We start from the raw sequence: 25,116 nt of genomic DNA, 5'->3' as shown, positions 1-25,116 counted from the left end.
GGTAGGGGCGTTAAGCGATCACGTCACCGCATCGGATATCGCCGCCTGTCACGACCTCGGCATAGACGCCGAAATCCTGATGGCCCCAGCCATCCTCCAAGAGCGACAGCACATCGGTATCCGCGCGGCCGGTATCGGGGTTGCCATGGGTGGCGCGGCAGCGGGTGATCCGCTCGCGCACGATCAGTTCGGCATCCCCAATGCGCAGGGTGCGGCCCACAAGGTCAAACTCCTCCCATGGCGCAGTGCCTTCGAGCCAGAGATTGCCGCGAAACCGGCGCGGATCAAGCGCGCGACCCGCCTTTTGCGACAGCGCGCGCAGCGACGATAGGCCAAGGATCGCGACGGACGGAAAATCGCTATCCGTCATGCCGCGCCCCAGTGCGGCCACGACCCGCGCCGGGGCTGGGCGGTTTTCGGGATAGAGCGGGCGCAGCCAGTCGATCAACGCGGCGGCGTCCCTTTCCGGATGCACCACGATCTCTGTCAGGTCGGGGTGGTTCAGTGTGACGATCTCGCCATTCATCCGCGCGGTGATTGCCATTAGCGTCTGCGCCTTGGCCCCCCGCACGAAATTCATGCAAGGCACCCAAACCGGCGCATCCGGATCCATCCGTGCCCCGTCCTGCGCAATCGCCCAGTGCCGGTCATATGGCAGGCATTTGCCTTGGCTAAGGGTGACATGCTCCAGCGGTTCTGCGCCGACACCCTTGATCGGGTGCCGCCAGATTTGCGCCAGAGTCGCCGTCATTTCGCGGGTTTCTTCCGCTTGATGCTCGACTTGATGTTGCCCAACAGGTCCACATCGACACCCTGCGCGCGCATGATGAAATACTGCTGTGCGAACGTGATGAGGTTGTTCGCCACCCAGTAGATCACAAGCCCGGAGGCAAAGCTGCCAAGCATGAACATGAACACCCATGGCATCCATGCGAAGATCATCGCCTGTGTCTGATCCTGGGGGGCTGGGTTCAGCTTCTGCTGGAGCCACATGGAGATACCCAGCAGGATCGGCCAGACACCGATGGAAATGATCACCGGCATCCAAGACACGTCATAGGGCAGAAGGCCAAACGCGTTCCAAACGCTCGTCGGATCGGGTGCGGCAAGATCCTGAATCCAGCCAAAGAAGGGCGCGTGCCGGATTTCAATCGCGACAAACAGCACCTTATAGAGCGAGAAAAAGATCGGGATCTGCACAAGGATCGGCAAACAGCCAGAGGCCGGGTTTACCTTTTCCTTCTTGTAGAGCGCCATCATCTCCTGCTGGAGTTTCTGGCGATCATCGCCCGCGCGTTCCTTGATCTTTTCCATCTCGGGCTGGAGCGCCTTCATCTTGCCCATGGAGGAGTAGGATTTCCACGCGAGCGGCAGCAAGAGCGCCTTGATGATCAGCGTCAGCATGATGATCGCGACGCCCATATTGCCCACAAGATCGTTGATCTCAACCAGCGCCCAGTGCATCGGCTTGGTGAAGAAATAGAACCAGCCCCAGTCAATCGAATCGACGAACCGCTCGATATTGCGGGTGTCCTCGTAATACTGGATCGTCCGCTCTTCTTTGGCGCCGGCAAAAAGGCTCGTGGTCGTCTCTGCAGTGGTGCCTGCGGGGACGGACAGGACCGGCATCCGAATATCGGTCTGATAGGTGTCGCGCCCGGCGGTGTATTTCACGACTGACTGGAACGGCTGGCCCGGCGTCGGGATCAGCGTCGTCATCCAGTATTTGTCGGTGAAGCCGATCCAGCCGTTTTCCGCGACATCAATGATTTCGACGGCGGCCCCTTCGCGGGCGCTGAACTCAAGGTCGGGAATGTCAGAATAGTCGATCTCGTTGATTTCACCGTCCTGCGCGCGGACGACGCCCTCATGCAGGATGTAGAAGCCGATTGTGTCCGGCTCCCCATGGCGGGCAATGATGCCGTAAGGGGCCAGCCGCAGATCGTCGCCGGTGGTGTTCTCGATCGATTGGGTGATGTCGAACATGTAGTTGTCATCAATCGAGATTGTCTTGCGGAAGATCAGGCCCGCACCATTGTCCCAGCGCAGCGTCACGGGGGTGGTTTCGGTCAGCGTATCGCCACTTTCCAGCGCCCACGGGGTGCTTGCATTCGGCAGCAGGTCATAGGAGAGGCCGCCCGCGGGGATCCAGCCATGCACGGCGTAATAGGCATTCGGCGCGCCTGCGGGGGAGAGCAGGGTGACCGTCTCCTCCTGCGCGAGCGTCTCAAAATAATCGGTCAGGTGCAGATCGTCGATCCGCCCGCCGGTGAGGGAGATGGAGCCATCCAGACGGTCGGTGCGGATCGCGATCCGGTCGGAGCGGCTGAGTGCATCGGCGCGCGACTCGGCAAGCGAGAAATCGACAGAGGCCGTGCCGCTCGAGCCATCTGTGGCAGCAGGCGGGGCAGTGACGACGCCATCCGTCGAGGCGGCCTCAAAATTGCTTTGTGGCGTGTCCAACTCGCCAACCGGCTCCGCCGGCGGGAAAAGCAAAAACCAAACCAAAATCACAAGGAAACTCAGCGCGGTCGCGAGAATGAGATTCTTGCTTTCGTCCTTCATCGGGTCCGTCCCCACAGCCATTTTTTGCGTGTGGAAGGGTTCAACAGGGGCACCGGGCAAAGGTCAAGCAGTTTTGCCCCTGACGTGGCACTATCACGCTGCTTTTTGCCCGGTTTGGGCGAAAACCATAGGCAATGGTCGGCGCGGGACGTGCGGCGTCAGAAAAGCGGTCACGCGCGCGCCTTTTGCTGGCTGCGGAGGAACAGGCGATATTGATTCAGCCATGTGAAGGTATCATGGATCGCCATGGGCCGCCCGATCCCGTAGCCCTGCAAATGGGTGCAGCCCATCTGGGTGAGCACGGCACGCTCGCCGGGTGTTTCCACCCCTTCCGCAAGGCAATCAATGCCAAGCCCCTGGGCCATGCGCACCATGGCAAGGGTCATTTTGCGCAGGTTCTCATCCGAGTCGATGCCGCTGACAAAACTGCGATCAATCTTGACCCGGTCCACGTCAAACCGCCGGATGTTAGAGATGGACGCATGCCCGGTGCCGAAATCATCAAGGTCGATGGAAAAGCCATTTTCCTTGAGCCGCTTGATGTTGCGCACCACATCATTGTCGTCATTCTCGATCATGATGGTCTCAAGCACTTCGATGCTGATCCGTTCGGGGGCCACGCTATAGGCGTCCGCCTCCCGGCGGATGCGATCAACGATGCCATTGTCGGCTAACTGGTCCGAGGAGAAATTGACCCCCACCTCCGGCACGAAAAAGCCTGCTGCCTCCCATTTGATCAACGCGTCGAGGGATTTTGACAGCACAATCTCCCCAATCGTTTCGCCAAATCCTTCCTTCTCCGCGAGGTCGAGGAAATGGAACGGCGAAAGCACCCCGCGTTTGGGGTGATTCCAGCGCACGAGGGCTTCAAACCCGGTCACGGCGCCGGTTTTCGCGTCAATCTGCGGCTGGAAGAACGGTTTGATTTCGTTGCTTTCGATCCCACGAGACAGGTCGCGCAGCAGGCTGTCGCGCTCCTCCAGTTCGGCGCGCATCGCCGGGGCATAGAGGCGGACGGTGTCATCCCCCACAGATTGCGCGTCGCGCAGGGCGATATCGGCGTTGACCATCAGGCGCTCATAATCGGTATCGCGCGCCTCCGCGCTGGCCACGCCCACCGCGCACCCGACCCGCACTGTGCGGTTCTGGATCACCATCGGTTCGGCCAGTGTCGCGCGCAGCCTGTTGGTGATCTCGATCAACTCGTTCTCGTCGCTGATATCGGGCACGATGACGGCGAAATCATCGCCACCGATCCGTGCCACGAAATCACTGCTGCGCACCACGCCCGCGAGGCGCTTTGCCGTGACCCGCAGCACCTCATCCCCGGCTTCATGGCCGAGCACGTCATTGATCATCTTGAAATCATCAAGGTCGAGATGGATGGCCGCGATTTTCGTCTTTTGCTTTCGCATCGCCTTGGCCGCGAAAAAGGCATGGGCGGCGTGGCGATTCGGCAGACCCGTGATCTGGTCGTGATCAGTGGAATATTCCAGCGCCTCTTCCGCCTTGAGCACGGCAAGGGTCCGCTCCAGCGCGCGGCGCACGACCGGCTTGAACAGGAAGCGACCGATCAACAGCAGCGACAGAACCGTCGCGATAAAAGCACCAAGTGTGATCTGGCTAAGCTGTTCAATCCCGCCCTGCGCCCGCGCGCGATACTCCGTCGTGATCACATCAAGGGCCGCGGGCAATTCGCCACGGGACAGGCTGACGATTTGATAGACGATATCGGTGTTGATCGCGTCATTGCGCGACATCAGCATCAGATCAAGCAGATTGACGAAGCGGCGCAGCGCAAAATCCACGTTATGGGGATCATCGAAATAGATGGATTGAAGCAGCGGATCGGTCAGTGGCGGCAGCGATTGCGCAGGATCGCCCAAAAGCAGTGCCTCATGCTGCCGCAGTAGGACGTTGCGAGCAGTGATCAATTCCGCCCGCCAGATCGCCTGTTCCTCCGGCTCGTCGATGGAGGCATAGCGCGCGGCGATCAGCCCCAGTTCCTGAACGAGGTGGATTTGCTCATGCGCGACCGACAGCAGGGTCCGATGCGCGCGTTCGTTGGACAGGGCGAACCACGATGCGCCAAAACTGGCCGCCGACAGGCTTGCAAGCAGGATGAGACCAAAAACATACCCGCGCCGCGCCTGCCGTGCGATGCGAAATGCCTCTTCCCGCCGTTGATTATGTGTTGCCATCCGAAGCGCCGCCATTTGATCCCCAAGCACTGACCTGAGATCGCAATAGCGGCCAAAAACGAATGAAGTCTTAACCCAGCGGGTCAGTCAGGCACGTTATCTATCCCGGACCCGCCCAAGGGATGGCACCGCAGCAGGCGGCGCACGGTCAGATAGCCGCCCTTGAGCGCGCCATGCTTTTCCAGCGCCTCCAGCGCATAGGCGGAGCAGGTCGGCTGATAGCGGCAATTCATCCCGACCGTGGGGGAGAATGTCGCGCGGTAGAGCTTCACCGGCAAGGACAAGAGCCATGCGCCGGGGGTCATGGGCGTGGCTTTCGGGGGGTGTGGATGCGGCCAAGCGCGGTTTCGACGTCTGCAACCAGATCGTCAAAAGAGCGGGCCACAGTCACATCCCGGCGCCCGATCAGCACATAATCCCAACCGGCCTTCCCAAAGGATGGCAGCGCGATCATGGCCGCCGCGCGCAGGCGGCGGCGGGCGCGGTTGCGCAGGACGGCATTGCCAACCTTCTTGGAACAGGTCAGGCCAAGCCGGATTGCGCTGCTGCTTGGCTCATCTGCCCCGCGGCGGCGTGCCTGAAGCACCAGTCCGGGCATCGCCTGTTTGCGCGCCCGTGCAGCGGCCAGAAAATCCCGCCGGTTTGGCAAGGGCGAAACATCTGCGCGGGACAACGGCAAAAGAGACCCTGCCGCGCTCGGGTCATCGGGCTCGGGGGTCTCGTTCATCTTTGTCCCGGAAAAGGGGATTATGCGGAGAGCGACTTGCGCCCGCGTGCGCGGCGCGCGTTCAGGATCTTGCGCCCTGCTTTGGTGGCCATGCGTGCACGGAACCCGTGGCGGCGGCTGCGAACAAGGTTGCTCGGCTGGAAAGTGCGTTTCATACCAAATCTCCTGACGTTCCGGGGCGGCGTATCCTGCCTGCATCCCGTGGGCCGCGTCTTTCTCACAACCCGATCTATCTCGAAGCCCGTTCTCTAAACGCGCGCAGGGGGGCTGTCAATTCGGATTGCGGCGCGATCTGCGCAAAGCGGAGGACTTTTCCGCAGGGTCCGGGGCGGGGTTCGGGGCTGCTGCCTGAAACCTGAACCGCAGGCATGGCATCATTTCTGAAACATTCGCACACAGGGCATCAAGCGCGCGTGAGGCCCCTTTTCACAGGCCCCTCCCCGATGACAGATGCCTATCACACGCAGCCCGACAGCCAGAACGGAGCCAAACCAGATATGACCCAGCCCGCCCCCAAAGAGCGCATCTCGCTCAAAAAGATGCTCCCGATCCTCGTGATCGTGGCTGTCGCCATCGCGGGATTTTTCCTGCTGGGCGACAAACTGAATTTCCAGACCCTCGCGGATAATCGCGATGCGCTGATCGCGTGGCGCGATTCGAATTACGCGCTGGCCGCGATCGTCTATATCGCGATCTATGTCGCCGTGGTGGCGTTCAGCCTGCCGGGGGGCAGCATCATGACGCTGACGGGCGGGTTCCTGTTTGGCCTAGTCGCGGGTGCTACCTTTACCGTCACGGCGGCGACCATCGGTGCAACGGCGATTTTCGTTGCCGCGAAAACCGGGCTGGGCGATGCGCTTAAGGCGCGGCTCGATGGTTCGGGCGGCACATTGGCCAAGATGCGCAAAGGCGTGGAGGAAAACGCGGTGTCCTTCCTTCTGCTGATGCGGCTGGTGCCAGCGATGCCGTTCTGGCTCGCCAATCTGGCGCCTGCCTTCCTCGGTGTGCCGCTGATCACCTATGTCTGGACCACCTTTGTCGGCATTATCCCCGGTACGGTCGTCTACACTTGGGTCGGCTCTGGCCTGGGCGATGTGTTCGCGCGCGGTGAAACGCCGGACCTCGGCATCATTTTCACCCCATCCATCCTTGGCCCGATCCTTGGCCTGTCGGCACTGGCCGCACTCCCCCTCGTCATCAAGGCCGTCAAAGGCCGCAAAGCACTCCCGCTGGAGGAATAAGAAATGAACACGATCAAAGCAGACCTTTGCATCATCGGCGCAGGCTCGGGCGGGCTTTCGATTGCGGCGGGGGCCGCGCAGATGGGCGCCTCTGTCGTGCTGTTGGAAGCGGACAAGATGGGCGGCGATTGCCTCAATTATGGCTGCGTACCCTCCAAGGCGCTGCTCGCGGCGGGAAAAGCCGCCCATGCGATGACCCAAGGGGCAAAGTTCGGGATCACCCCGGTCGTGCCCGAGATCGACTTTGCCGCCGCAAAGGATCACGTCGCCAAGGTGATCGAAACGATTGCCCCCGTGGACAGTCAGGAGCGGTTTGAAGGCTTCGGCGTCAACGTGATCCGCGAATATGGCACATTCGTGGATGAAAACACGGTCGAGGCGGGCGACACGCGCATCACCGCGCGCCGGTTCGTGATCGCCACGGGCTCCACCGCGTTCGTGCCGCCGATCCCGGGGCTGGATCAGACGACCTATTTCACGAACGAGAACATCTTTGATCTGCGCGACAAGCCGGACCATCTGATCGTCATCGGCGGTGGCCCGATCGGGCTGGAGATGGCGCAGGCGCATCGTCGACTGGGCTGCAAGGTTACCGTGCTCGAAGGGATGCGGGCGCTGGGCAAGGATGACCCGGAGATCGCGGAGGTCGCGCTCAAAAACATCCGTGCCGGAGGGGTGGAGATCGTCGAAGGCGCGCAGATCGAGAGTGTGTCCCAATCGGGGGCCGAGATCACCGTGACGGACAAGATGGACCGCACCTGGACCGGCTCCCACCTTCTGGTCGCGGTGGGCCGCCGTGCCAATATCGGCAATCTCAACCTAGAGGCTGCCGGGATCGAGACGACCCGCGCGGGCATCAAGGTGGACGCGAGCCTGAAATCCACCAATCGCAAGGTCTATGCGGTGGGTGATGCGGCGGGCGGCCTGCAATTTACGCACAAGGCGGGCTATGACGCAGGCATCGTGATCCGCAGCGCACTGTTTGGCCTGCCCGCGAAGGGCACGGATCGGCATATCCCCTGGGCCACTTACACGGACCCCGAAATCGCGCAAGTCGGCCTGACCGAAGAACAGGCAAAGAAAGAGCACGGCGCCCACGCCGTCGAGGTGCTGCGGTTCCATTTCAACGAAAATGACCGTGCCATTGCCGAAGGTAAGACCGATGGTCTGGTTAAGGTCATGGTGGTGAAGGGTAAGGTCCTGGGCGCTTCCATCGTTGGCCCGCAGGCGGGGGAGCTGATCCAGCTTTGGGCCTTGGTCATCGCCAACAAACAGAAAATCAGCGCGGTCGCGAATATGGTCGCCCCTTATCCCACCTTGGGCGAGGTCAACAAACGCGCAGCGGGCCAATACTACATCCCCCGCTTGTTCGAGAGCGACAGGGTCAAGACGATTGTCGGGCTGGTGCAGAAATACCTGCCCTGACGCATGTGGAAGCGGAGTGTGCCTCCGGCGGGAGGTATTTAAGGAAAAAAGAAATCATGTGGCGCGAGCCCAGCATATTCATCTTTCCAGAAATACCTCCCGCCGGAGGCCGGCCTGCCCTCTCCATTCGCGGTCCGCTGGATCGGTTCAAGGCGGTCGCGACAAGCCGAAATCCGCTCAGGATTTCGGCCATGCCCAAAGGGTGCAGGGGCCGCAAGGCCCCGAAACCGTGCGGGAGCGCTGCCGCTCCTTGTGTGGAGGGCAGGGGATGACTAGTCTCTGTCAACCTGAGAACGCGGACCCGTAGATGCGCTTTAACTCCCTGTCTGGCCGATTGCTGCTTTTGACGGTCATTTTCGTGATGATCGCTGAAGTGCTGATCTTCGTGCCGTCGATCGCGCGTTTTCGGGCGGATTATCTGCAGGAACGTCTGGAGCGGGCGCAGATTGCCTCGTTGGCCCTGCTGGCCACGCCCAACGATATGGTCGCCCCCCAGCTTGAGGCGGAATTGCTCGACAATGCGGATGTGATGAACATCGTGCTGCGGCGCAATGCCGTGCGCGAGCTGGTGTTGGCCGCGCCGATGCCGCGCCCGGTGGATGCGACCTATGATCTGCGCACGGCGACACCATTTGAGCTGATCATGGATGCGATGGACACGCTCCTGCGCACCGAGGAGCGGGAAATCCGGGTGATCGGGCAGCCCGTGCGGGGCGGCGGGATCGATATCGAAATCACCCTGCGCGAATGGCCGTTGCGCATGGCTTTGATCGACTATGGTCTACGCATCCTCTATCTGTCGCTGTTTATCTCTGCGGTCACGGCGACGCTGTTGTTCATCGCCGTGCGGCGCTTCATCACCAAGCCGATTGACCGCGTCGTCGTGCACATGACCGGGTTTCGCGACAATCCTGAGGACGCGCGCCACCTGATCGAGCCGCAATCGAGCGTGGTCGAATTGCAGGAGGCCGAAACCGCCCTGAGGGTGATGCAGGAACGCATCCTTGCCGCCCTGCGGGAGAAAGAGCGGCTGGCGGCCCTAGGCTCCGCCGTGGCCAAGATCAGCCATGACCTGCGCAACATGCTCACCACCGCACAACTTGTCGCTGATCGGTTGGAGCGGTCCGAGGATCCCGCTGTCAAACGCTCCGCACCCAAGCTCGTCGGGGCGATTTCGCGCGCGGTGAACTTGTGTGAAGCGACACTCGCCTATGGCCGCTCCGAAGAGCCAGAGCCAGAAAAGCGGCGCGTCACACTCTTTACCGTCGCAGCAGAGGTGATGGATGCCGAAGGGCTCGCCGATGATGTCGGCATCGCCTTCGAGAACAAGGTGGACCCGGCGGTACTGATCGACGCCGACCCGGAACAACTCCACCGCATCCTGCAAAACCTCATTCGCAACGCGCGTCAGGCGTTCAAAGCGGGCCATGCCGATGCGCGTATCAGCGTAGCCTGTGAGCAGACAGCCGAGACCACAGCGGTAATCGTTTCCGATACCGGCCCCGGTATTCCCAACAAGGCGCTGGAGCATCTGTTCACGCCCTTTCAGGGCTCGCAGCGGCGGGGGGGCACCGGGCTTGGCCTTGCGATTGCGGCGGAATTGGTGCGCGGTCATGGCGGCGCGCTTGAGCTTGTGGGCAGCACATCCGCCGGGACAACCTTCCGGATCAGCTTTCCCCGCTGTGATGATTTAATTGCGCCATCGGGTGAAATTTCGCCCTTGCAAACCGGATAGGTGGGCGGTATCCCCACGCTCGACGGACCGATAGCTCAGCTGGATAGAGTACCTGACTACGAATCAGGGGGTCGGGGGTTCGAATCCTCCTCGGTCCGCCATTAAGCCCGACAATCAGACGCGTTCAGGCACAGGTATCTCCTGTATGCGATGGATTAGAGGCTCGGTTTCGCGATCATCAGCCAGAACACCACGATGAGCGCAGGAAACGCCAGCGCGCCCAGCACCACCCATTGATTAAAGAGGCGCCAATAGGCGACGGGGAGTTGCGACAGGTGCGTTGCGTCCTGCGCCAGGCGTCGCATCCTTATCTGTATCCACATAACCGGCAGCCAACACAGGCCTGCAAATCCAAACAGCACCAGCGCGACCCACAGCCAAGGGGTGTCGAGCGTCCATCCCGCTTCGATGATGAGCAGAGTGCCGCTCACGATCTGCACCACGCCTGCCGGCGTCGTGAAAATGAGATCCCCCCGAACCACCAAACGTGTCGCAGTCTGGATCGCAGCAAGGTCGCGCATCCGATGGGCTGCGACATAGAAATACCCTCAAGATTCTTGGCGAAGATCAGTGTCTAAGTTGATCCTAATCTCCGCATTCGGCGTAGAATCGAAACATTCGATTCGAATAATTGTTGTTTCAAAAAATCTGAAATTATATAAAAATTTTGATCTGCATTATTTTTGCATTAGAGGTTTCGTCTTCAACCAAACTATATTCACTCTTTTTGAAAGGTCTGCGATTTCAGATTTATCTCCCGTCTTGGCCGCGTTCTCTAGCTGTTTCAGTGTCTCTCGGAGTTGCACGGCCCCAAAAATACCCGCACTTCCCGCAACGGCGTGGGCTTTGCTCGCGATCTCTAAAAGGTCTTTCGGCTTGTCATCGTTTAGCCAGTCGATCAGCAGTTCAACCTCACTGACAAACCGGGCAGTGAGTTTTGCAAACGCGTCCTGACCAAGGGTGTCGCGGGCTTCTTGGCTATGCTGCGCGTTTATGTAGGCAAGATCATCTTCGTCCGTGTCCGCTTTCGAGTGCAAAAGCGCCTTCAGTGCTTCCCTTGAAACTGGTTTGGTCAAAATTCCGTCCATCCCATCTTTGAGGAACTCCGCTTGTTCGTCGGCCATCGCATTCGCCGTTACTGCGATAATAGGTGCAGACGCAGATGCGCCACCTTCGTTTCGGATGCGGCGGGTCGCGGCCCGACCGTCCATCACCGGCATACTGATATCCATCAAGATCAGGTCAAATCTGTAGAGCTTCGCCAAATCAGCACCTTGCTTGCCATCATAGGCTTCGGTGACAGAATGGCCCTCCTGTTGCAGCATTTCGCGTGCCACGATCCGGTTGATTTCGTTATCCTCGACCAGAAGAATATTCAGGGCACGCTGCATGTCGGGCTGGGTCTGTGCTGTGGCTTCCTCTGGCGCGGGGGTCGCCTCTATGAGGGGGAGTTCGATCCAGAAAGTGCATCCTTTTCCCAGATCGCTCTCTACGCCAATCTGCCCGCCGAGCGCAGTGATGAAGCGTTTTGCAATACTCAGGCCAAGGCCGGTGCCGCCGACATCCCTGTCATAGGATGTGTTTCCAGTGACAAAATCATCAAAGATCCGTATGCGCATATCGTCGGATATGCCCGGTCCGTCATCCTCAATTTCAATACGCAATCTGGGGTCTGCGGCCGCCTCCAAGGCCTCAAGCCGGACAGCGACATGTCCACGCCGGGTGAATTTCACCGCGTTTCCGATGATGTTCATCATCACATGTTGGAGCCTGTCATGATCGGATAGGATCCAATCATATCGTGGTCCCCGCCACCGCCATTCCAAGCTGGTCTCATGCTGGAACGCGGCGCCGGTTTGGTTATCGACGATATCTTGCACAAGAGCGGAAATGTTCACGGGTTCAGAGCGCGTGTTCAACTTGCCCGCGTCATATCGGGTGATGTCCAGCACATCTGAAATGTGGCTCATCAGAAGCCGACCAGATGTTTCCATATGACCTAGATATTTGGCTTGTTCGGGGTTGAGTGCCGTGTCGCGCAGCAGGGACATATTTCCCAAAAGGCCATTGAGCGGTGTTCGGATCTCATGGCTCATGGTGGATAGGAAATCAGTTTTGAGCTTTTCGTTGGCAAGGGCGCGATCGCGGGCAGACACCAGTTCAGCCTCTGCTGCGACTTGGGCTGTGATGTCTCTCAGGAAGGCGATGAATATCTCACCCTGATGGGTCGTGGCGGACTGAATGGCGAGTTCAACCGGAAAAATCGTTCCGTCTTTGCGTTTCGCTTCCAGCTTAACGCGACCTTTCCCGACGACACGTTTCTCACCATGCCTGCGTATCCGTTCCATACCAGCATCATGGGCGTCGCGCATATGATCGGGCACGATGACGGCGCCGATATCTTTGCCCAGAACATCCCCTGCACGATGCCCGAAAATTTGCTCGGCTGCGGGGTTGAATTGAGTGATCCGCCCTTCAGCATCGCTGACGATCACCCCATCAAGCGACGTCCCCATGACAGTTTCCATCCGCTTGGCGGTCTGGTTGCGCTCCCGCTCCCTGCGGTAGATGCGGCGGTTGAGCAGGTTCAACTGGAGAATGGCCCAAGCGAGCACAGCAACCAGAGCGGTCGTGGCCGCCGCAAGTTTCGTCATCGTGTTCGCAACCCGGCTCCGCTGCGCATCCGCGGCCAGCGCAAAAACTTTCAACCCTGAATTGGCAAGCGCGCGGACCTCTGGCCGGAGCTGATCACTGAGCGCCACCAAGGCAGGAAGCCGCCGCTGCAATTCATCATCACTTGAATCGATAATCGGCACACTTGCGTCGAGAAGGGTGAAAATCGTGACAAGGCGCGCGCTTGCTTCGGGAGTGTTGCGCAAGCCCTCAAAGACCGATGCACGCCGCACCGTATTCATCCGGCTGTAGAACACATCAAATTTCTGGCGCAGTTCGGTGATATCCGGCTCGGGGTGTTCCACGCGAAGCTTGTATTCAAGAAACTCGACATTCGTTTGGGAAAGTGTCCATTGGACATTGTCCGAGTGTGCAGAACCAAGCTGGTTGATGTCCCGCGCCACACTTACCGCAAGGTAGGCAATTGCCCCCAACGCAAAAAGACCGGCCACGACAATGAATGCCCGGCCGATCCTGGTGCGGAATTTAGAGGGAGCAGGCAAAGGCAGACCCTTCTGGTTCATCAACCCAACCTTTCGGGAAAGGTTATTGCACGAATTCCAACCTGTCGAGTTGCCAGATGCTCCGGGCATATGTCACTTCGGACCGATAGTCGGAGCTGCTGTCATAGGGGTAGATTACCCAAAGCGGACCCTTGTCCCGAATGGACATGGTTTGACCGTCCATCAGGTACGCGATGATAGGGCCACCCTCGACCGCGTCCGTCACCGGAATTTCGACGGTGTAGTCATTAATGGCCGTTGCCCGGATCGTACCACTTTCCACGTTCAGAAACGCCACCAATGCATGTAGCGAGACCCCCTCAAACTGTTGCACCCCTTCGGTCCAGATCGTGCTGGTCTGAAGTGTGGTTGCATCAATCGCGGCCAGCATCTCCCGGTCCAGCACAAGGCTGTCATCCATATTGGTCGTGCCAATGTCACCGGTGATCGTCAGGATTGGCGCGCCAGAAGGTGCCTCCATGGTGTTGGCCTGCGCGAGTGTGGAGAAGCCCACGAGAGCGGCTATAACCGCCGTGATATGCCAAAGACGATTGATCATGTCTAAAACCCCTTTTGGTTGTATGAGGTGTATGGCACGCCCGAAAAAGGCGTGCATGTGGGCATTAGGGTTAATGACCTATCCTTTCGGATAGGTATTGCCCCTTACGCGGCCATTGTGTTCCGCGGATCAATGCGGCGATGCAGGAAGGTTGCGAAGTCCTCGCTCAAGTCGCTTCGATCCAATGCAAAGGCCGCCGTTGCCTGCACAAACCCTTGGATCGATCCGCAATCAAACCGCTCCCCTTCAAACTGATAGCCTGACACGCCGACGGTGTTGACATCGGCGTTGAGGGCATCGGTCAGTTGCAACTCACCGCCGGCGCCCGTGCGAATGGTGTCGAGCCGGTCAAAAATTGCGGAATCGAGGATATAGCGGCCGATGACAGCCCGCGTGGACGGGGCCGTATCCGCGCGAGGTTTTTCGACCAACCCGCGAGCGATCGCCAGCTTGTCCTTTTGCCTTGCGATGTCGAGCACGCCGTATTTGCTCGTTGCAACTCGCGGGACTTCCATCGTCGCAACCATATGGCCACCCGTGATGTTATGCGCCTCAACCATCTGGGCAAGCGCGCCGGGCTTTCCCTTGATCACATCGTCCGGGAGCAGCACCGCAAAGGGTTCATTGCCGATCAAGCGTTTTGCCTGCCGTACAGCGTGGCCAAGGCCAAGCGGCTGGGCCTGCCGCAGAATGGTCAGCGCGCCTTCGGGCATCCGTGTTGGTTCAAGCGCGGCAAGAGCCTCCGTCTTGCCATTTGCGGCAAGGCGACCTTCAAGGGCTGCAGCAGTATCGAAATAGTCTTCGAGCGCGCCCTTGCCGGCGGCTGAGACAAAAATGAATTCCTCAATCCCGGCCTCGCGCGCTTCGTCAATGGCGTATTGGATCAAGGGGCGATCCACCAGCGTAAGCATTTCCTTTGGCACGGATTTCGTCGCTGGGAGAAAGCGTGTGCCCATGCCAGCGACAGGAAAAACTGCCTTGCGAATATGTGTCATGTCGTCATTCCTTGGGTCGTGTTTGATTGTGCCCTTGATCGAACATGACCAACGCTTCATCAATATAACCGGCGGGTAGGATCGGGGCGCGTTTGGGCGTTAACCCTATCCAGACGGGTAGGAATCCCTTACCCTCATCATTGATCGACAGGGATCTTCGTCTGATCCGGCAGAGGACTAGGAATGAGAATATTGATCGCGGACGATCACGACTTGCTGCGAGACACCCTAGTGCTGTTTCTGGAAAATGAGGGCAGTATGAGCGCGGTCGCGGTGGGGTCTTATCAGGAAGCAGTACGTCATATCGAGACGGATGATCCCTACGATCTTGTCCTGTTGGATCTCAACATGCCGGGAATGAACGGCCTGAACGGATTGAAAAACGCTCTGACATTGGGTGGTGGACAGCGTGTGGCTCTCATGTCCGGTGAAGCCACCCGGCAAATTGCTGAACAAGCGCTTGAAGCGGGAGCTGCCGGGTTTGTTCCCAAATCCCTATCCGCGAAATCGCTGGTCAGCGCGGTTAAGTTCATGGCGATGGGAGAGCAATACGCACCGATTGATTTTATGACGGCTGCGGATGAGGACGCCCCCAATCCCCTGTCAGAAAAACTGACAGACCGGGAATTGCAGGTTCTCAAGGGTTTGACCGAAGGCAAATCCAACAAGGAGATCGCGCGCGATCTGGACCTACAGGAACCAACGGTGAAGCTTCATATCAAGACGCTGTTTCGCAAGATTGACGTGACCAACCGGACACAGGCAGCGCTGGTTGCGCGCGAAGCCGGACTTTTCTGACCTATCCTTTCGGATTGGAACTTATCCCAATTCGCCTCTGATCTAGCCGTCTGCGCGCGTGAGTTGTGTGAAAGCGCCCGCTACACCCTGACTGAACAGTGCACTGGCCGCCGCTCTTTTGGCGCCAGTCACCTCCAGATCAGAAAGCGGCAAGACTGTGCAACTTGAACTTCAGACACCAAACACCTCCGGCGGGTTTCCGGTGGAAACGGCGCGCCTCAAGGTCGTTGTTGCGGAAGATAGCGGTTTTCAGCGCCTTTATCTGTGCAGCATGGTCGAGGCGTTGGGATATGAAGCGATCCCGGCGGGTGATGGGCGTGAAGCACTCGACCTGATCCTCAAGACAGGCGCGCAGATCGTGATCAGCGATATTCAGATGCCTGACCTTGACGGCATTGCGATGACGCGGACGGTCCGCAGCATGGATATGCCGCATTACGTCCATATCATCGTGGTGACCGGCAGTGACGAGACCGAAATCCGGGCAGAGGCGCTGGACGCTGGTGCAGATGATTTCCTGATAAAAGGCGGAAGCACGTCCATGCTTGAAGCGCGGTTGCGTACCGCGTCCCGCCTTGTTCAGCATGCAAGCGAACTCGCACGGCGGGCTCAGGAGCTTCAGGAGTACAAAGACCGCATTCAGGAAGACCTCCATGCAGCAGCGAGCGCGCAAAAGGATCTGCTGCCGCAACATCATGAAGATTTCTACGGGTTCAGCATCGCCTCGGCCTTCGTGCCCTCCGCGATTGTGTCGGGCGATATGTTCGGATGCTTTCCGATCAGCAAGCATGAGTTGGGGTTCTATGCCGTTGATGTCTCTGGTCATGGCGTACATGCCTCGCTGCTTTCGGTCGCGATTGGTCACTTGATCACGCCGGCATACTTCCGCACGCGTGTGATCGACAGCACCGGAATTGCAGACCCCGCAGCACTTGTCGCCAGCCTGAATGCGCGGTTCAGCGCCTCCGAGAAGGACGACTATTTCACCATGTTCTGTGGCGTTATCGACCGGACAACGGGGCAGTTGGATTTCTGTCAGGCTGGATATCCATCCCCCTTCTACATCTGCCCGCGTGGTGAAGTGTCCTCTATCGGTGACGGCGGCTTGCCAGTTGGGATGTTCCACGAAGCCGAGTTTGAAAACAATGTCGCGCAGATCGGTGAGGGCGGTGCTCTCGTGATCTGTTCGGACGCCGCGATCGAAGCGGCCACCGCATCCGGTCAGCCATTCGGCGATGCGCGGCTTCGCGACCTGCTTGGTCAGATGCCCGACATTGGCCCACGCGCCATGCCCAATCACATTGTCACTGCCCTGAACGCTTGGCGCGGCGGTGCGCCCCTCGAAGACGATCTGACGGTCGTCACACTCGGAAGAAAGGTTAACCAATGATCAAGATTACGCAGATGGAAAACGGGATCACGACCGTTCGTCCCGGTGTGGAGCGTCTCGTGGCTTCAAACGCCAAAACGTTCAAGGACGAGTTGATTGAGCTGGTGGGCAGCGGGTCCGCGTTGATCGTGCTAGATTTTGATGGCGTATCCTTCGTGGATTCCTCCGGCCTTGGTGCGCTTGTCGGTGTGCTCAAGCGGATTGGCAACCGTGGTGAATTGGTCGTCTCCGGGCTGAACGCCGACGTGGCGCAGCTTTTCCGGATTTGCCGGATGGATCGTGTGTTCAAATCCTATTCGAGCGCGGACGCTGCTGTGCAGGCAATGGGTGATCGGCTGTGACCCACGCCCTTTTCCATATGCCCAATGACATCGAACATGTCAGCGACATGGTCGGTGAGATCATGGCGTATTTGGCTGATCGGCTCCCTGATTTGCAGGTGTTCAAGGCCGAAGTGGCCCTTGTCGAGGCTTTAAGCAATGTCGTCGAACATGCCGAGACAACACGCCCAGCAGAGCCGATTGAAATTGCGGTTCGGACCGATGACGACGTGTTTGCCATCGACATTTTTGATCCGGTAGGCGCCCAACCATTCGATCTGCGCGAGCATGCCAGTGATCTTGGCACGGTCGATATATGGGCAGAACGCGGGCGCGGCATAGGGCTGATCCTGCTTTGCACCGACGAGGTTGCCTACGGTCCTTTGGACGGGCGCAACCGCCTTTCCCTCAAGTTCAAACTAGAGACAGCCGAGTAGGGTGTTGCGCCCCATGACTGATCGCGAATTTCAAGGACAGAACGTTATGAAAACAGCACAGAAACTGACAGTAGCGGTTGCCGGGGCGTTTATGCTTGCCGCCATCCCGGTGAGCGCGCAACTCGAAGCACCGCAGAACGCGGCATCCATTGAAGCTGGCACGCCCGTCATATTGCAAAGCGTTATCCTCGACGGTGCTGCGCCGCATGAAGTGACAATCCAGTCGGAGACCGCGCTGACGATCCAGGCCGGATCAATGGAAATGCCCACTTGCGATCGCGGCTTGCTCCGTCAGGCGCGCTCGCATTTCGGGCGAAATGGTGCTCTGACAGCCCGTGAATACGAAATGGCGGAAACCGCCTGGACCTATTTCGAGCGGTTCTACCAAGAAGAGACCGGCATGGTGAATGCTGTTGGCTCTTATCCTTCGACAACCATGTGGGACACCGCATCCTATATCAGCGCGTTGGTCGCCGCATTTGAACTGTGCATCATCGACAAGCGCACCTTTGATGCCCGCGCGATGAAGCTGATGAACACCCTGCGAAACCTCAGCCTGTTTCAGGGTGAGGCACCGAACAAGGTGTATAACACTAGCACCGGTGAAAAAGTGAACTATGCCAACCAGCCGGGTGAAGTGGGTATCTCCGCCCTTGATCTTGGCCGCTTGTTGGTCTGGCTGCGCATTCTCAAGGAGCGGTATCCGCATCTCGCAAACAGCGTCGATAACGTGCCGATGCGGTGGAATTTCTGCAATCTGATCGGCGATGACGGGCGGATGTTTGGCGCGCTGCGCCGGGATGACGGCACCCGCTATGTCCAGGAAGGGCGCTTGGGTTATGAGGAATACGCTGCCAAGGGTTTTGCCCTCTGGGGGTTTAATGTTGAGCGTGCGATGCGGCCTCAACCGCTTGAATATCGCACCATCTATGATGTGAAAGTGCCCTATGACGGTCGTGATCCGCGGGTGTTCAAGAACCAGAACTATGTCCTGACAGAGGGCTATATCCTCGATGGGCTTGAGCTTGGCTGGGATATGCCGACCGATCAAGATGGCGACAACATGGTGGCTAGCAATGGCTGGCGCGCAGAATTTGCCAACCGGATCTATCATGTACAGCAACGCCGGTTTGAGCAGACAGGGATCGTAACCGCACGATCCGAGCATCAAGTCGAAGGCAGCCCGTATTTCGTTTATGACAGCATCTTTGCTGACGGATATGACTGGAACACGCTCGACCCAAAGGGAGAGTATCAGCCAGATCGTGCCGCAATCGCATCCAAGGCTGCCGTCGGCATGTGGGCGCTGTGGGAAACCGACTACACTGACCTTCTGTTTGAGACGGTTGCCGATCTTTCCGACCCGGAGCGCGGTTTCTATGAAGGGCTGTATGAAAACGGAAATGGCTACATTCCGCTCCAGACGGCCAATAACAATGGCATCATCCTTGCAGCCCTTCTCTACAAGGTGCAGGGCCCGATCCTTCAGCACCTGAACAACAACATGCAGGTGTGGGAGACGGCATTCGCGGGAACCGACATTCGCGACAACAAATGCCATCCGAACGCAATGGTTGAGATTGTCTCCTGTTCGGCCTGTCAGAACGCGGTTGATATCGCCCCCGTCATCCCGGTGGAGGAGTTCCGCTATTGTCGCCCGGTCATGATCAACGGTGAGATTGCGGCGACAGATTGCCAAACCGAACAGCATGTCCTTGCCGCGCCTGAGCCGCGCAAGGTGCTTCAATCCGCATGTGTCGCGCCGGAGGTGAACTGATGGCCAATTCTCAAAAACCCCGCCTCGTCTGGTTCGATGCGAACCGTGTCTTTGCCGCCTTTGGTGTGGTCCTGATCCACTCGACCACGGATTTCAGTGGTCAGGCTTTCGCCAACGCCGACGCAGCAGGAGAACGGCTTTTGCCTGTGTTTCTGCGCTCCATCGGGGAGTTTTCAGGCTCTGAAATGTTCTTCATGTTTTCGCTGTTCCTGATGGCTATGCGTGTCGACAAGAAAGTGCCAAGCTATGGCAGCGCAATTGCCACACAGGCGCAGCGTTTGCTTGTTCCGTTCGTCTTTTGGGCGGTGTTCTACGCCTTTTTCCGGCTGATCAAGGCAGAGACGTTCAATTATGGTCCCTACATCTGGGATCAGCTTGGTGAGGTCCAAAACTGGGTGGGGTATTTCGTGCTCGGCTCATCGCAGTACCATATGCACTTTCTACCGACCCTGTTTGCGCTGTTTCTGTTCTACCCGCTGATGCGGACGGCGACACGGTATCCTTTGCTGGGTCTGACCATCGTTTTCACGCTGGGTGTGATGAACAACACGCAGGCTTTCGTATGGGGGCTGGACCTTGATCCGATGCTGCGCAGCTATGCGATCCGGGCGCTCAAAATCCTGGGATATGTGGGCTATGGCATGGCGGCGTTTGCGATCTATGGGCTGTGGAAAGACGGTATTCCGCGGGGCGAGTCGCGCCTCGTCCGTCGCTGCGGCTTTTACTTTGCTGCCATTGCATATGTCGCGACGCTGCCGTTCTATTATGTCGCTTTCGATACCGGCTCTTGGGGGATCCGTGGGGGGTGGGATTTCTACGGACATTTCCTGATGCCGATCTTCGTGTTCTTCATCTTCATGGGCGGGCAGTATCGTCAGTGGTCTCCAAAGTGGTCGCAATTGGCGCGCTACACGTTTGGGATTTATCTGGTGCATCCGCTGGTGATCGACCTGTTTGATGTGTCGATCTACAGCCTTGGCCTTGCGGAAATGATGTCCCCGTCCGTGATCGTTGTCAGCCGATTTGCCTTTGCCCTTCCGATGTCGTTCGCTGTCGCTGTCGCGCTTTCTCGGATCGGGGTACTTGCATGGACGATTGGTCTGGGGCCCAATCCTTGGCAGATGTTCAGGGCTGCTAAAGGTGTGAAAGCATAAGCAATGGATGATTACTTCCTGAAATACGAGGACCGGTTGCCGCCCGCGCCGCTGGCCTATTCCGCGACGCGCGAGTTGGTTTGGCAGTTTCTGGCCACGCTCGCGCTGGTCGTCGGCGGCTGGTACATTTGGTGGCGCTGGACCGGGTCACTGAACCATGACGCGTTGTGGTTTGCGATCCCCTTGGTGCTGGCGGAAAGTTTCGCCTATTTCGGGATGATCCTGTTTGTCTTTAACCTGTGGAAAGACGAGCCGATCCAGATCGAGACACCGCCTGTGACACTGGCGGACACATCGCCCGATCACCCGGAAGGCGACCGCCCCATTGCCGTTGATGTGATGTTTGCCACCTATGATGAGGAGCCGGAATTGGTCCGGCTTGGGATCATCGACGCAAAGAAGATGACCTATCCCCATCCAATCGACATTCGTATCCACGTCCTTGATGACGGGCGGCGTGACGCGATGCGCGCCGTTACGGAAGAGGAAGGTGTCAATTACATCACCCGCACCACGAATGAGGGGTTCAAGGCCGGCAACCTGCGCAATGCGATGGAGCAGACTTCGGGCGATTTTCTTGTGATCTGCGATGCGGATACGCGGCCGTTTCCCACATTCCTTGAGCATACGCTCGGGTATTTTCGTGATCCCAAAATGGCCTGGGTGCAGACCCCGCAATGGTTCTATGACTTGCCGGAGGGGGAGCGCCTGAATGCTGTGCTCGAGCGCCGTGTTGGTGCTATCGGCGGTGCCTTTGGTCGCGGGGTAGAGCGGATTGTCGGGCCGATCCGTATTGGGGAAGATCCGTTCGTTAATGATCCTCAGATGTTTTATGACATCATCCAGCGGCGCAGGAACTGGGCCAACGCCTCCTTTTGTTGTGGTGCAGGCTCGATCCACCGGCGCGACGCGGTGATGGAAGCCGCGCTCCGCAATTTTGGCCGCAAGATTGAGCAACGCACCTTCGACGCGGAAGAGGCCATCACGGTGTCCAGCAAGGAGCGCGATATTTCTCCGGAGTTGATGGATGCTATCCGCAGCGAAGCCGTCACCAGCGAGATTTTGACGCCATACCGTTTCCATGTCTCTGAGGATATCTACACATCCATCGTGCTGCATTCCGACCATGAACGCGGTTGGAAATCCAAGATGCATCCGATCGTGGAAAGCAAAATGCTGTCACCGCAGGATTTGCTGACTTGGACGGTGCAGCGGTACAAATACGCCGGTGGCAGCCTTGATATCCTGTTTCGAGACAATCCACTGTTTCGACCCGGCCTGACGTTAGCGCAGCGCGGGATGTATGCCACAACGTTCTATTCCTATCTCGCACCGATCTGGAACGTTGTGTTTCTGGCCGCCCCGATCATTTATCTTCTGTCTGGTATTTCCCCGGTTGCCGCATACTCCAACGAGTTCTTTTTCCGTCTGATCCCGTTCCTCGTCACCTTGGAACTGGCCATCATGGTTGGAACATGGGGTGTTGCCGGATATGCGGCCAAGGCAAGTTACCTTTCGTTCTTTCCCCTCGGATTGCGGGCCATCTATACCGTGATGAAGGGCGAGAAAATCTCTTTCCCGGTGACGCCAAAGGTGCGGCAAACCGGAAATTTCCTGACCCTCGTGAAACCGCAAATCGCCTTTGTCATCCTGACACTTCTGTCCGCGATCTGGGCTGTTTTCGCGCTGAATTCAGGTTGGACGGATCACTCCGCATCGGGCGTGATTGCCAACATTCTATGGGGTTTGAACAACTGTATCGCGCTTGGTGGGATCATCGCCGCCGCTCTGTGGCAGCCCACAGAGGCAAATGAAGGATCAAAGAAATGAGCTTTGTTGAGAATCTGATCAAAGCCCGCAGTCATATCGTGTTTCTGGCCGCGCTGGGGTGTGGCCTTGCTTTGGTGATGTATGTGGATCGCCAGATCGAAACCCCGCAAGCGGGCATGGTGGACCCATCCGTCAATGCACTGGAGGAGGTTTCGCCGATGGAGCAAATGGAGAAGGTAGAGCCGCTCCCCCTCGCGATCACGGGTGTGTCTGGCCCGCAGGATATCGAATACGCGCGGATTGCGTGGCGCTATTTTCAGAACAACACAGACCCGACAACCGGGCTGGTCAATTCCACGGATAAATATCCCTCCACCACGATGTGGGAGACAGGCTCTTATTTCGTGGCAACCATTGCTGCCAATAGGCTTGGCCTGATTGATGAAGCGGAAGCCGTGGATCGGATCGGTCTGGCACTTGATACCCTGAGTGGCATCCGTCTGTTCGACGATATGTTGCCGAACAAGGCTTATAACGTGCGCACGGGAGAGTTGGTGAACTATGCCAACCAGCCTGTAGAACGCGGCCTTGGTTGGTCAGCGCTTGATATCGCGCGGCTGATTGCGGCCCTCGGCCATGTTGATGCGAACTACCCCGTGCTCGCGCCAAAAACGACGCGTTTGATCGAGCGGTGGGATCTGTCTCAGATGGTGCGCGATGGTGCGCTTGTCGGTGGCAACATGGTGGATGGGACGCTGCGCTACGATCAGGAGGGCCGAGTCGGATATGAGCAATATGCGGCCAAGGCCATGATGCTGTTCGGGTTTGATGCGTTCCGCGCCTACGACGCAGAAACCAATCTGATGGTGAAAGAGGTCAATGGCCAACCCATTCCGGTGGATACCCGCTTGCACCGAAACCGGACACCGGCCTTCACGGTCAGTGAGCCCTATCTGTTTGACGGGCTGGAGTTTGGGTTTGATGCCCGTTCACGCCGGTTTGCGACCGCGATCTACCGTGCACAGGAAGCGCGGTATCAGGAAACCGGTATCCTGACGGCAGTCAGCGAGTCTCACATCAACGTGGCTCCCTATTTCGTTTATTCGTCGATCTGGGGTGGTGGCGCGCCATGGGCCGTTATGTCTTTCTCGGGGGAGCGTCTGGACAGCCGCCGGACCACAACCACCAAGGTTGCATTCGCGTGGGATGCGCTTTTTGGGACAGAATACACCCGTGAATTGGTCGCCAATATCGCTCCTTTGGGCGATCCAGAGCGCGGATGGCCAGAAGGTATCTATGAGATTGACGGCACGACCAATACGTCCGTCACGGTCAACACCAACGCGGTTGTTCTTGCAGCTCTCGCTTTTCGTGCAACTGGGCCGCTGATCCGATCGCCGGAGTGAGCGGCAGATGCGGCGACAATCACGCAAGCGGAACGCCTGTCGTCGTCGCGCTCGAGCCTTCTCGGAGGGAGGGCTCGCCCTGCCGCCTCGGCGCAAAGAGTTGGGCTATTTCGGTGCCGCCTTGCGACGAATATTCCAAAGCGGGCCTCTCTTTGCGAGTGAGGCCCGCTCGACTAGGGTCATGGCTCCTGAGCCAACCTAAACCGGCATCAAGGCCCAGTAATCAAGGTCAAGCAGCACCTCGGGCGCGTATTTCCCATCCGCGCCTTTGAGCGTAAAGGCCGCTGGATCCCCCTTTGTTGCGACAAGCCGCAGGCGAATAGCACCGACACCAGGATGGCCCGTTTCGGTTTTGTCGAGCACTTCGGACCACGCGCGCACCGTGTCCCCGGCAAAGCAGGGATTGGCATGCGCGCCCGCATTGATCGCCACGATCATCTGCGCATTGGCAAGGCCGTTAAAGCTGAGTGCGCGCGCCAGCGACATCACATGCCCGCCATAGATCAGGCGTTTACCATCCTCGCGCTGGGTCGCGTCGAAATGCACCTTCGCCGTGTTCTGCCAGAGCCGGGTGGCCATCATGTGCTCGGCTTCTTCGATGGTGATGCCGTCCACATGGTTGATCTTTTCGCCGATCTGGTAATCGGCCAGCCGGTGCGGCTCTCCGGCGAGGGCGAAGTTGTAATCGCTGAAATCCAGCCCTTGCGGAAGGTGCAGATCGGCGGGGTTCACCGCCTCTTTCAGCTTTGGCACAACCGTTTCTGGCCCTGCTGCGTTCGGGTCGCGTTTGCGCACCATCACCCAGCGCACATAGTCGAGCATCTCGCGCCCATGTTGGTTGCGCCCGGTTGAGCGGACCCAGACGATGCCGCTTTTGCCGTTGGAATTTTCCTTCAGCCCGATCACCTCGCTCGTGGTGGTCAGCGTGTCACCCGCAAACACCCGGCCCGTGAACAGCCCTTCGGCATAGCCCAGATTGGCCACTGCGTTGAGCGACACGTCCGGCACGGTCTTGCCGAACACAGTATGAAACACCGCAAGGTCTTCCAGCGGGGCGCGCATCAGCCCGCAGGACCGAGCGAATTCGTCGGAGGAATAGATCGCGAACCGTGTGGGATAGAGCGACGTATACATCGCCCGCTCCCCATTGGTCAGCGTGCGCGGCACCGCATGGGTGATCGTTTGCCCAATGCGGTAATCCTCGAAAAAGCGGCCAGCGGTGGTTTTGGTCATGTTACAGCGATCCCAGTTTCACGTCGGGGGAATAGGTGGCATCGACCTCTTTCGTCACCGCCTGACCACAGCGCATTTTGCCGGTGGTGTGGTCGAACGCATAGGTCGGATCGCCGTAAAGCTGCCAGCCATCGGCCAGCGCCTTGGTCACCTTATGGCAAAAGGCGGACGTGTCGTCCTCGGTCAGTAAACGATAGGCGAGCATGG

The 25,116-nt window shown here is 58.5% G+C and carries 22 protein-coding genes, 1 tRNA gene and 1 pseudogene; 12 read left to right on the top strand and 12 right to left on the bottom strand.

Annotated elements, in window-relative coordinates; all coding sequences use genetic code 11:
- Window positions 1-10 precede the first annotated feature (10 nt).
- The 6 genes from FHS89_RS15410 to rpmH form a co-directional block, all read right to left on the bottom strand.
- Window positions 11-751 (bottom strand): MOSC domain-containing protein, encoded by a 741-nt coding sequence (locus tag FHS89_RS15410; protein WP_184013020.1) that lies wholly within the window; start codon window positions 749-751, stop codon window positions 11-13.
- Entirely contained in the window at window positions 748-2,565 is a 1,818-nt protein-coding gene (gene yidC, locus FHS89_RS15405) for a membrane protein insertase YidC (RefSeq protein ID WP_184013019.1), read from the bottom strand. The genes FHS89_RS15410 and yidC overlap by 4 nt, the downstream gene beginning before the upstream one ends.
- Before the next feature lie 170 nt (window positions 2,566-2,735).
- Window positions 2,736-4,766, bottom strand: a complete 2,031-nt coding sequence (locus FHS89_RS15400; protein WP_184013018.1) for a putative bifunctional diguanylate cyclase/phosphodiesterase — start codon at window positions 4,764-4,766, stop codon at window positions 2,736-2,738.
- 83 nt (window positions 4,767-4,849) lie between these two features.
- Window positions 4,850-5,071: a membrane protein insertion efficiency factor YidD gene (yidD, locus tag FHS89_RS15395; RefSeq protein ID WP_184013017.1), complete on the bottom strand. Its 222-nt coding sequence runs from the start codon at window positions 5,069-5,071 to the stop codon at window positions 4,850-4,852.
- Window positions 5,068-5,493, bottom strand: a complete 426-nt coding sequence (rnpA, locus tag FHS89_RS15390; RefSeq protein ID WP_184013016.1) for a ribonuclease P protein component — start codon at window positions 5,491-5,493, stop codon at window positions 5,068-5,070. The genes yidD and rnpA overlap by 4 nt, the downstream gene beginning before the upstream one ends.
- A 20-nt stretch (window positions 5,494-5,513) precedes the next feature.
- A complete protein-coding gene (rpmH, locus tag FHS89_RS15385) occupies window positions 5,514-5,648 on the bottom strand; it encodes a 50S ribosomal protein L34 (protein WP_184013015.1) in 135 nt (44 codons plus the stop codon).
- 342 nt (window positions 5,649-5,990) lie between these two features.
- Here rpmH and FHS89_RS15380 point away from each other — a divergent pair, with 342 nt between their 5' ends.
- The 4 genes from FHS89_RS15380 (at window position 5,991) to FHS89_RS15365 (ending at window position 9,995) form a co-directional block, all read left to right on the top strand.
- A complete protein-coding gene (locus FHS89_RS15380) occupies window positions 5,991-6,734 on the top strand; it encodes a TVP38/TMEM64 family protein (RefSeq protein ID WP_184013065.1) in 744 nt (247 codons plus the stop codon).
- A 3-nt stretch (window positions 6,735-6,737) separates the two neighbouring features.
- The gene (locus tag FHS89_RS15375) at window positions 6,738-8,159 is read left to right on the top strand and encodes a dihydrolipoyl dehydrogenase family protein (protein ID WP_184013014.1); all 1,422 of its coding nucleotides are present in this window, start codon (window positions 6,738-6,740) and stop codon (window positions 8,157-8,159) included.
- A 307-nt stretch (window positions 8,160-8,466) separates the two neighbouring features.
- Window positions 8,467-9,894: a sensor histidine kinase gene (locus FHS89_RS15370; RefSeq protein ID WP_184013013.1), complete on the top strand. Its 1,428-nt coding sequence runs from the start codon at window positions 8,467-8,469 to the stop codon at window positions 9,892-9,894.
- A 24-nt stretch (window positions 9,895-9,918) separates the two neighbouring features.
- Window positions 9,919-9,995: transfer RNA gene (locus tag FHS89_RS15365), tRNA-Arg, on the top strand.
- 54 nt (window positions 9,996-10,049) lie between these two features.
- Here the strand turns inward: FHS89_RS15365 and FHS89_RS15360 are convergent.
- The 4 genes and pseudogenes from FHS89_RS15360 to FHS89_RS15345 all read right to left on the bottom strand — a co-directional run.
- Window positions 10,050-10,424: pseudogene (locus FHS89_RS15360) on the bottom strand (DUF2269 family protein); the annotation flags it as partial.
- Between the two features lie 147 nt (window positions 10,425-10,571).
- Window positions 10,572-13,091 (bottom strand): hybrid sensor histidine kinase/response regulator, encoded by a 2,520-nt coding sequence (locus tag FHS89_RS15355; protein WP_184013011.1) that lies wholly within the window; start codon window positions 13,089-13,091, stop codon window positions 10,572-10,574.
- Between the two features lie 22 nt (window positions 13,092-13,113).
- Complete coding sequence (locus FHS89_RS15350; protein ID WP_184013010.1) at window positions 13,114-13,629, bottom strand: putative pterin-binding protein; 516 nt, start codon at window positions 13,627-13,629, stop codon at window positions 13,114-13,116.
- Between the two features lie 104 nt (window positions 13,630-13,733).
- Window positions 13,734-14,624 (bottom strand): UTP--glucose-1-phosphate uridylyltransferase, encoded by an 891-nt coding sequence (locus tag FHS89_RS15345; protein WP_184013009.1) that lies wholly within the window; start codon window positions 14,622-14,624, stop codon window positions 13,734-13,736.
- A 183-nt stretch (window positions 14,625-14,807) separates the two neighbouring features.
- On the opposite strand from FHS89_RS15345, the gene FHS89_RS15340 reads away from it, so the two are divergent.
- The 8 genes from FHS89_RS15340 to FHS89_RS15305 all read left to right on the top strand — a co-directional run bounded on the left by FHS89_RS15340 (window position 14,808) and on the right by FHS89_RS15305 (window position 23,676).
- A complete protein-coding gene (locus FHS89_RS15340; RefSeq protein WP_184013008.1) occupies window positions 14,808-15,422 on the top strand; it encodes a response regulator transcription factor in 615 nt (204 codons plus the stop codon).
- A gap of 157 nt (window positions 15,423-15,579) precedes the next feature.
- Window positions 15,580-16,812, top strand: coding sequence for a PP2C family protein-serine/threonine phosphatase (locus tag FHS89_RS15335; RefSeq protein WP_343051522.1), 1,233 nt, complete (start codon window positions 15,580-15,582; stop codon window positions 16,810-16,812).
- On the top strand, window positions 16,809-17,153 hold the full coding sequence (locus FHS89_RS15330) for an STAS domain-containing protein (protein WP_184013007.1): 345 nt from the start codon (window positions 16,809-16,811) through the stop codon (window positions 17,151-17,153). Before FHS89_RS15335 ends, FHS89_RS15330 begins: the two co-directional genes overlap by 4 nt.
- Window positions 17,150-17,569: an ATP-binding protein gene (locus tag FHS89_RS15325; RefSeq protein WP_184013006.1), complete on the top strand. Its 420-nt coding sequence runs from the start codon at window positions 17,150-17,152 to the stop codon at window positions 17,567-17,569. Before FHS89_RS15330 ends, FHS89_RS15325 begins: the two co-directional genes overlap by 4 nt.
- A gap of 46 nt (window positions 17,570-17,615) precedes the next feature.
- A complete protein-coding gene (locus tag FHS89_RS15320) occupies window positions 17,616-19,346 on the top strand; it encodes a DUF3131 domain-containing protein (protein ID WP_246413972.1) in 1,731 nt (576 codons plus the stop codon).
- Complete coding sequence (locus FHS89_RS15315) at window positions 19,346-20,500, top strand: acyltransferase (protein WP_184013005.1); 1,155 nt, start codon at window positions 19,346-19,348, stop codon at window positions 20,498-20,500. The genes FHS89_RS15320 and FHS89_RS15315 overlap by 1 nt, the downstream gene beginning before the upstream one ends.
- Window positions 20,501-20,503: 3 nt before the next feature.
- Window positions 20,504-22,330: a glycosyltransferase gene (locus tag FHS89_RS15310; protein WP_184013004.1), complete on the top strand. Its 1,827-nt coding sequence runs from the start codon at window positions 20,504-20,506 to the stop codon at window positions 22,328-22,330.
- A complete protein-coding gene (locus tag FHS89_RS15305; RefSeq protein WP_184013003.1) occupies window positions 22,327-23,676 on the top strand; it encodes a DUF3131 domain-containing protein in 1,350 nt (449 codons plus the stop codon). Before FHS89_RS15310 ends, FHS89_RS15305 begins: the two co-directional genes overlap by 4 nt.
- 198 nt (window positions 23,677-23,874) lie before the next feature.
- Here the strand turns inward: FHS89_RS15305 and FHS89_RS15300 are convergent, their stop codons facing one another.
- Together FHS89_RS15300 and FHS89_RS15295 are read right to left on the bottom strand one after the other, a co-directional pair.
- On the bottom strand, window positions 23,875-24,909 hold the full coding sequence (locus FHS89_RS15300; RefSeq protein ID WP_184013002.1) for a MaoC family dehydratase: 1,035 nt from the start codon (window positions 24,907-24,909) through the stop codon (window positions 23,875-23,877).
- Window position 24,910: 1 nt separating this feature from the next.
- Window positions 24,911-25,114 carry a DUF1737 domain-containing protein gene (locus FHS89_RS15295; RefSeq protein WP_184013001.1) on the bottom strand — a complete coding sequence of 68 codons (204 nt, stop codon included), beginning with the start codon at window positions 25,112-25,114 and terminating at the stop codon, window positions 24,911-24,913.
- Between the last annotated feature and the right edge of the window lie 2 nt (window positions 25,115-25,116).

It is taken from the genome of Rubricella aquisinus (assembly GCF_014199445.1).
Classification (GTDB): Bacteria; Pseudomonadota; Alphaproteobacteria; order Rhodobacterales; family Rhodobacteraceae; genus Rubricella; species Rubricella aquisinus.
Note: the sequence above shows the minus strand (reverse complement) of the source record. Positions and strands in the feature narration are given on the sequence as shown.

What these genes read in the sequence shown, in the direction of transcription:
- FHS89_RS15410 (WP_184013020.1), bottom strand. Translation starts at nt 751, where the DNA reads ATGACGGCGACTCTGGCGCAAATCTGGCGGCACCCGATCAAGGGTGTC.
- yidC (WP_184013019.1), bottom strand. Translation starts at nt 2,565, where the DNA reads ATGAAGGACGAAAGCAAGAATCTCATTCTCGCGACCGCGCTGAGTTTC.
- FHS89_RS15400 (WP_184013018.1), bottom strand. Translation starts at nt 4,766, where the DNA reads ATGGCAACACATAATCAACGGCGGGAAGAGGCATTTCGCATCGCACGG.
- yidD (WP_184013017.1), bottom strand. Translation starts at nt 5,071, where the DNA reads ATGACCCCCGGCGCATGGCTCTTGTCCTTGCCGGTGAAGCTCTACCGC.
- rnpA (WP_184013016.1), bottom strand. Translation starts at nt 5,493, where the DNA reads ATGAACGAGACCCCCGAGCCCGATGACCCGAGCGCGGCAGGGTCTCTT.
- rpmH (WP_184013015.1), bottom strand. Translation starts at nt 5,648, where the DNA reads ATGAAACGCACTTTCCAGCCGAGCAACCTTGTTCGCAGCCGCCGCCAC.
- FHS89_RS15380 (WP_184013065.1), top strand. Translation starts at nt 5,991, where the DNA reads ATGACCCAGCCCGCCCCCAAAGAGCGCATCTCGCTCAAAAAGATGCTC.
- FHS89_RS15375 (WP_184013014.1), top strand. Translation starts at nt 6,738, where the DNA reads ATGAACACGATCAAAGCAGACCTTTGCATCATCGGCGCAGGCTCGGGC.
- FHS89_RS15370 (WP_184013013.1), top strand. Translation starts at nt 8,467, where the DNA reads ATGCGCTTTAACTCCCTGTCTGGCCGATTGCTGCTTTTGACGGTCATT.
- FHS89_RS15355 (WP_184013011.1), bottom strand. Translation starts at nt 13,091, where the DNA reads ATGAACCAGAAGGGTCTGCCTTTGCCTGCTCCCTCTAAATTCCGCACC.
- FHS89_RS15350 (WP_184013010.1), bottom strand. Translation starts at nt 13,629, where the DNA reads ATGATCAATCGTCTTTGGCATATCACGGCGGTTATAGCCGCTCTCGTG.
- FHS89_RS15345 (WP_184013009.1), bottom strand. Translation starts at nt 14,624, where the DNA reads ATGACACATATTCGCAAGGCAGTTTTTCCTGTCGCTGGCATGGGCACA.
- FHS89_RS15340 (WP_184013008.1), top strand. Translation starts at nt 14,808, where the DNA reads ATGAGAATATTGATCGCGGACGATCACGACTTGCTGCGAGACACCCTA.
- FHS89_RS15330 (WP_184013007.1), top strand. Translation starts at nt 16,809, where the DNA reads ATGATCAAGATTACGCAGATGGAAAACGGGATCACGACCGTTCGTCCC.
- FHS89_RS15320 (WP_246413972.1), top strand. Translation starts at nt 17,616, where the DNA reads ATGAAAACAGCACAGAAACTGACAGTAGCGGTTGCCGGGGCGTTTATG.
- FHS89_RS15315 (WP_184013005.1), top strand. Translation starts at nt 19,346, where the DNA reads ATGGCCAATTCTCAAAAACCCCGCCTCGTCTGGTTCGATGCGAACCGT.
- FHS89_RS15310 (WP_184013004.1), top strand. Translation starts at nt 20,504, where the DNA reads ATGGATGATTACTTCCTGAAATACGAGGACCGGTTGCCGCCCGCGCCG.
- FHS89_RS15305 (WP_184013003.1), top strand. Translation starts at nt 22,327, where the DNA reads ATGAGCTTTGTTGAGAATCTGATCAAAGCCCGCAGTCATATCGTGTTT.
- FHS89_RS15300 (WP_184013002.1), bottom strand. Translation starts at nt 24,909, where the DNA reads ATGACCAAAACCACCGCTGGCCGCTTTTTCGAGGATTACCGCATTGGG.
- FHS89_RS15295 (WP_184013001.1), bottom strand. Translation starts at nt 25,114, where the DNA reads ATGCTCGCCTATCGTTTACTGACCGAGGACGACACGTCCGCCTTTTGC.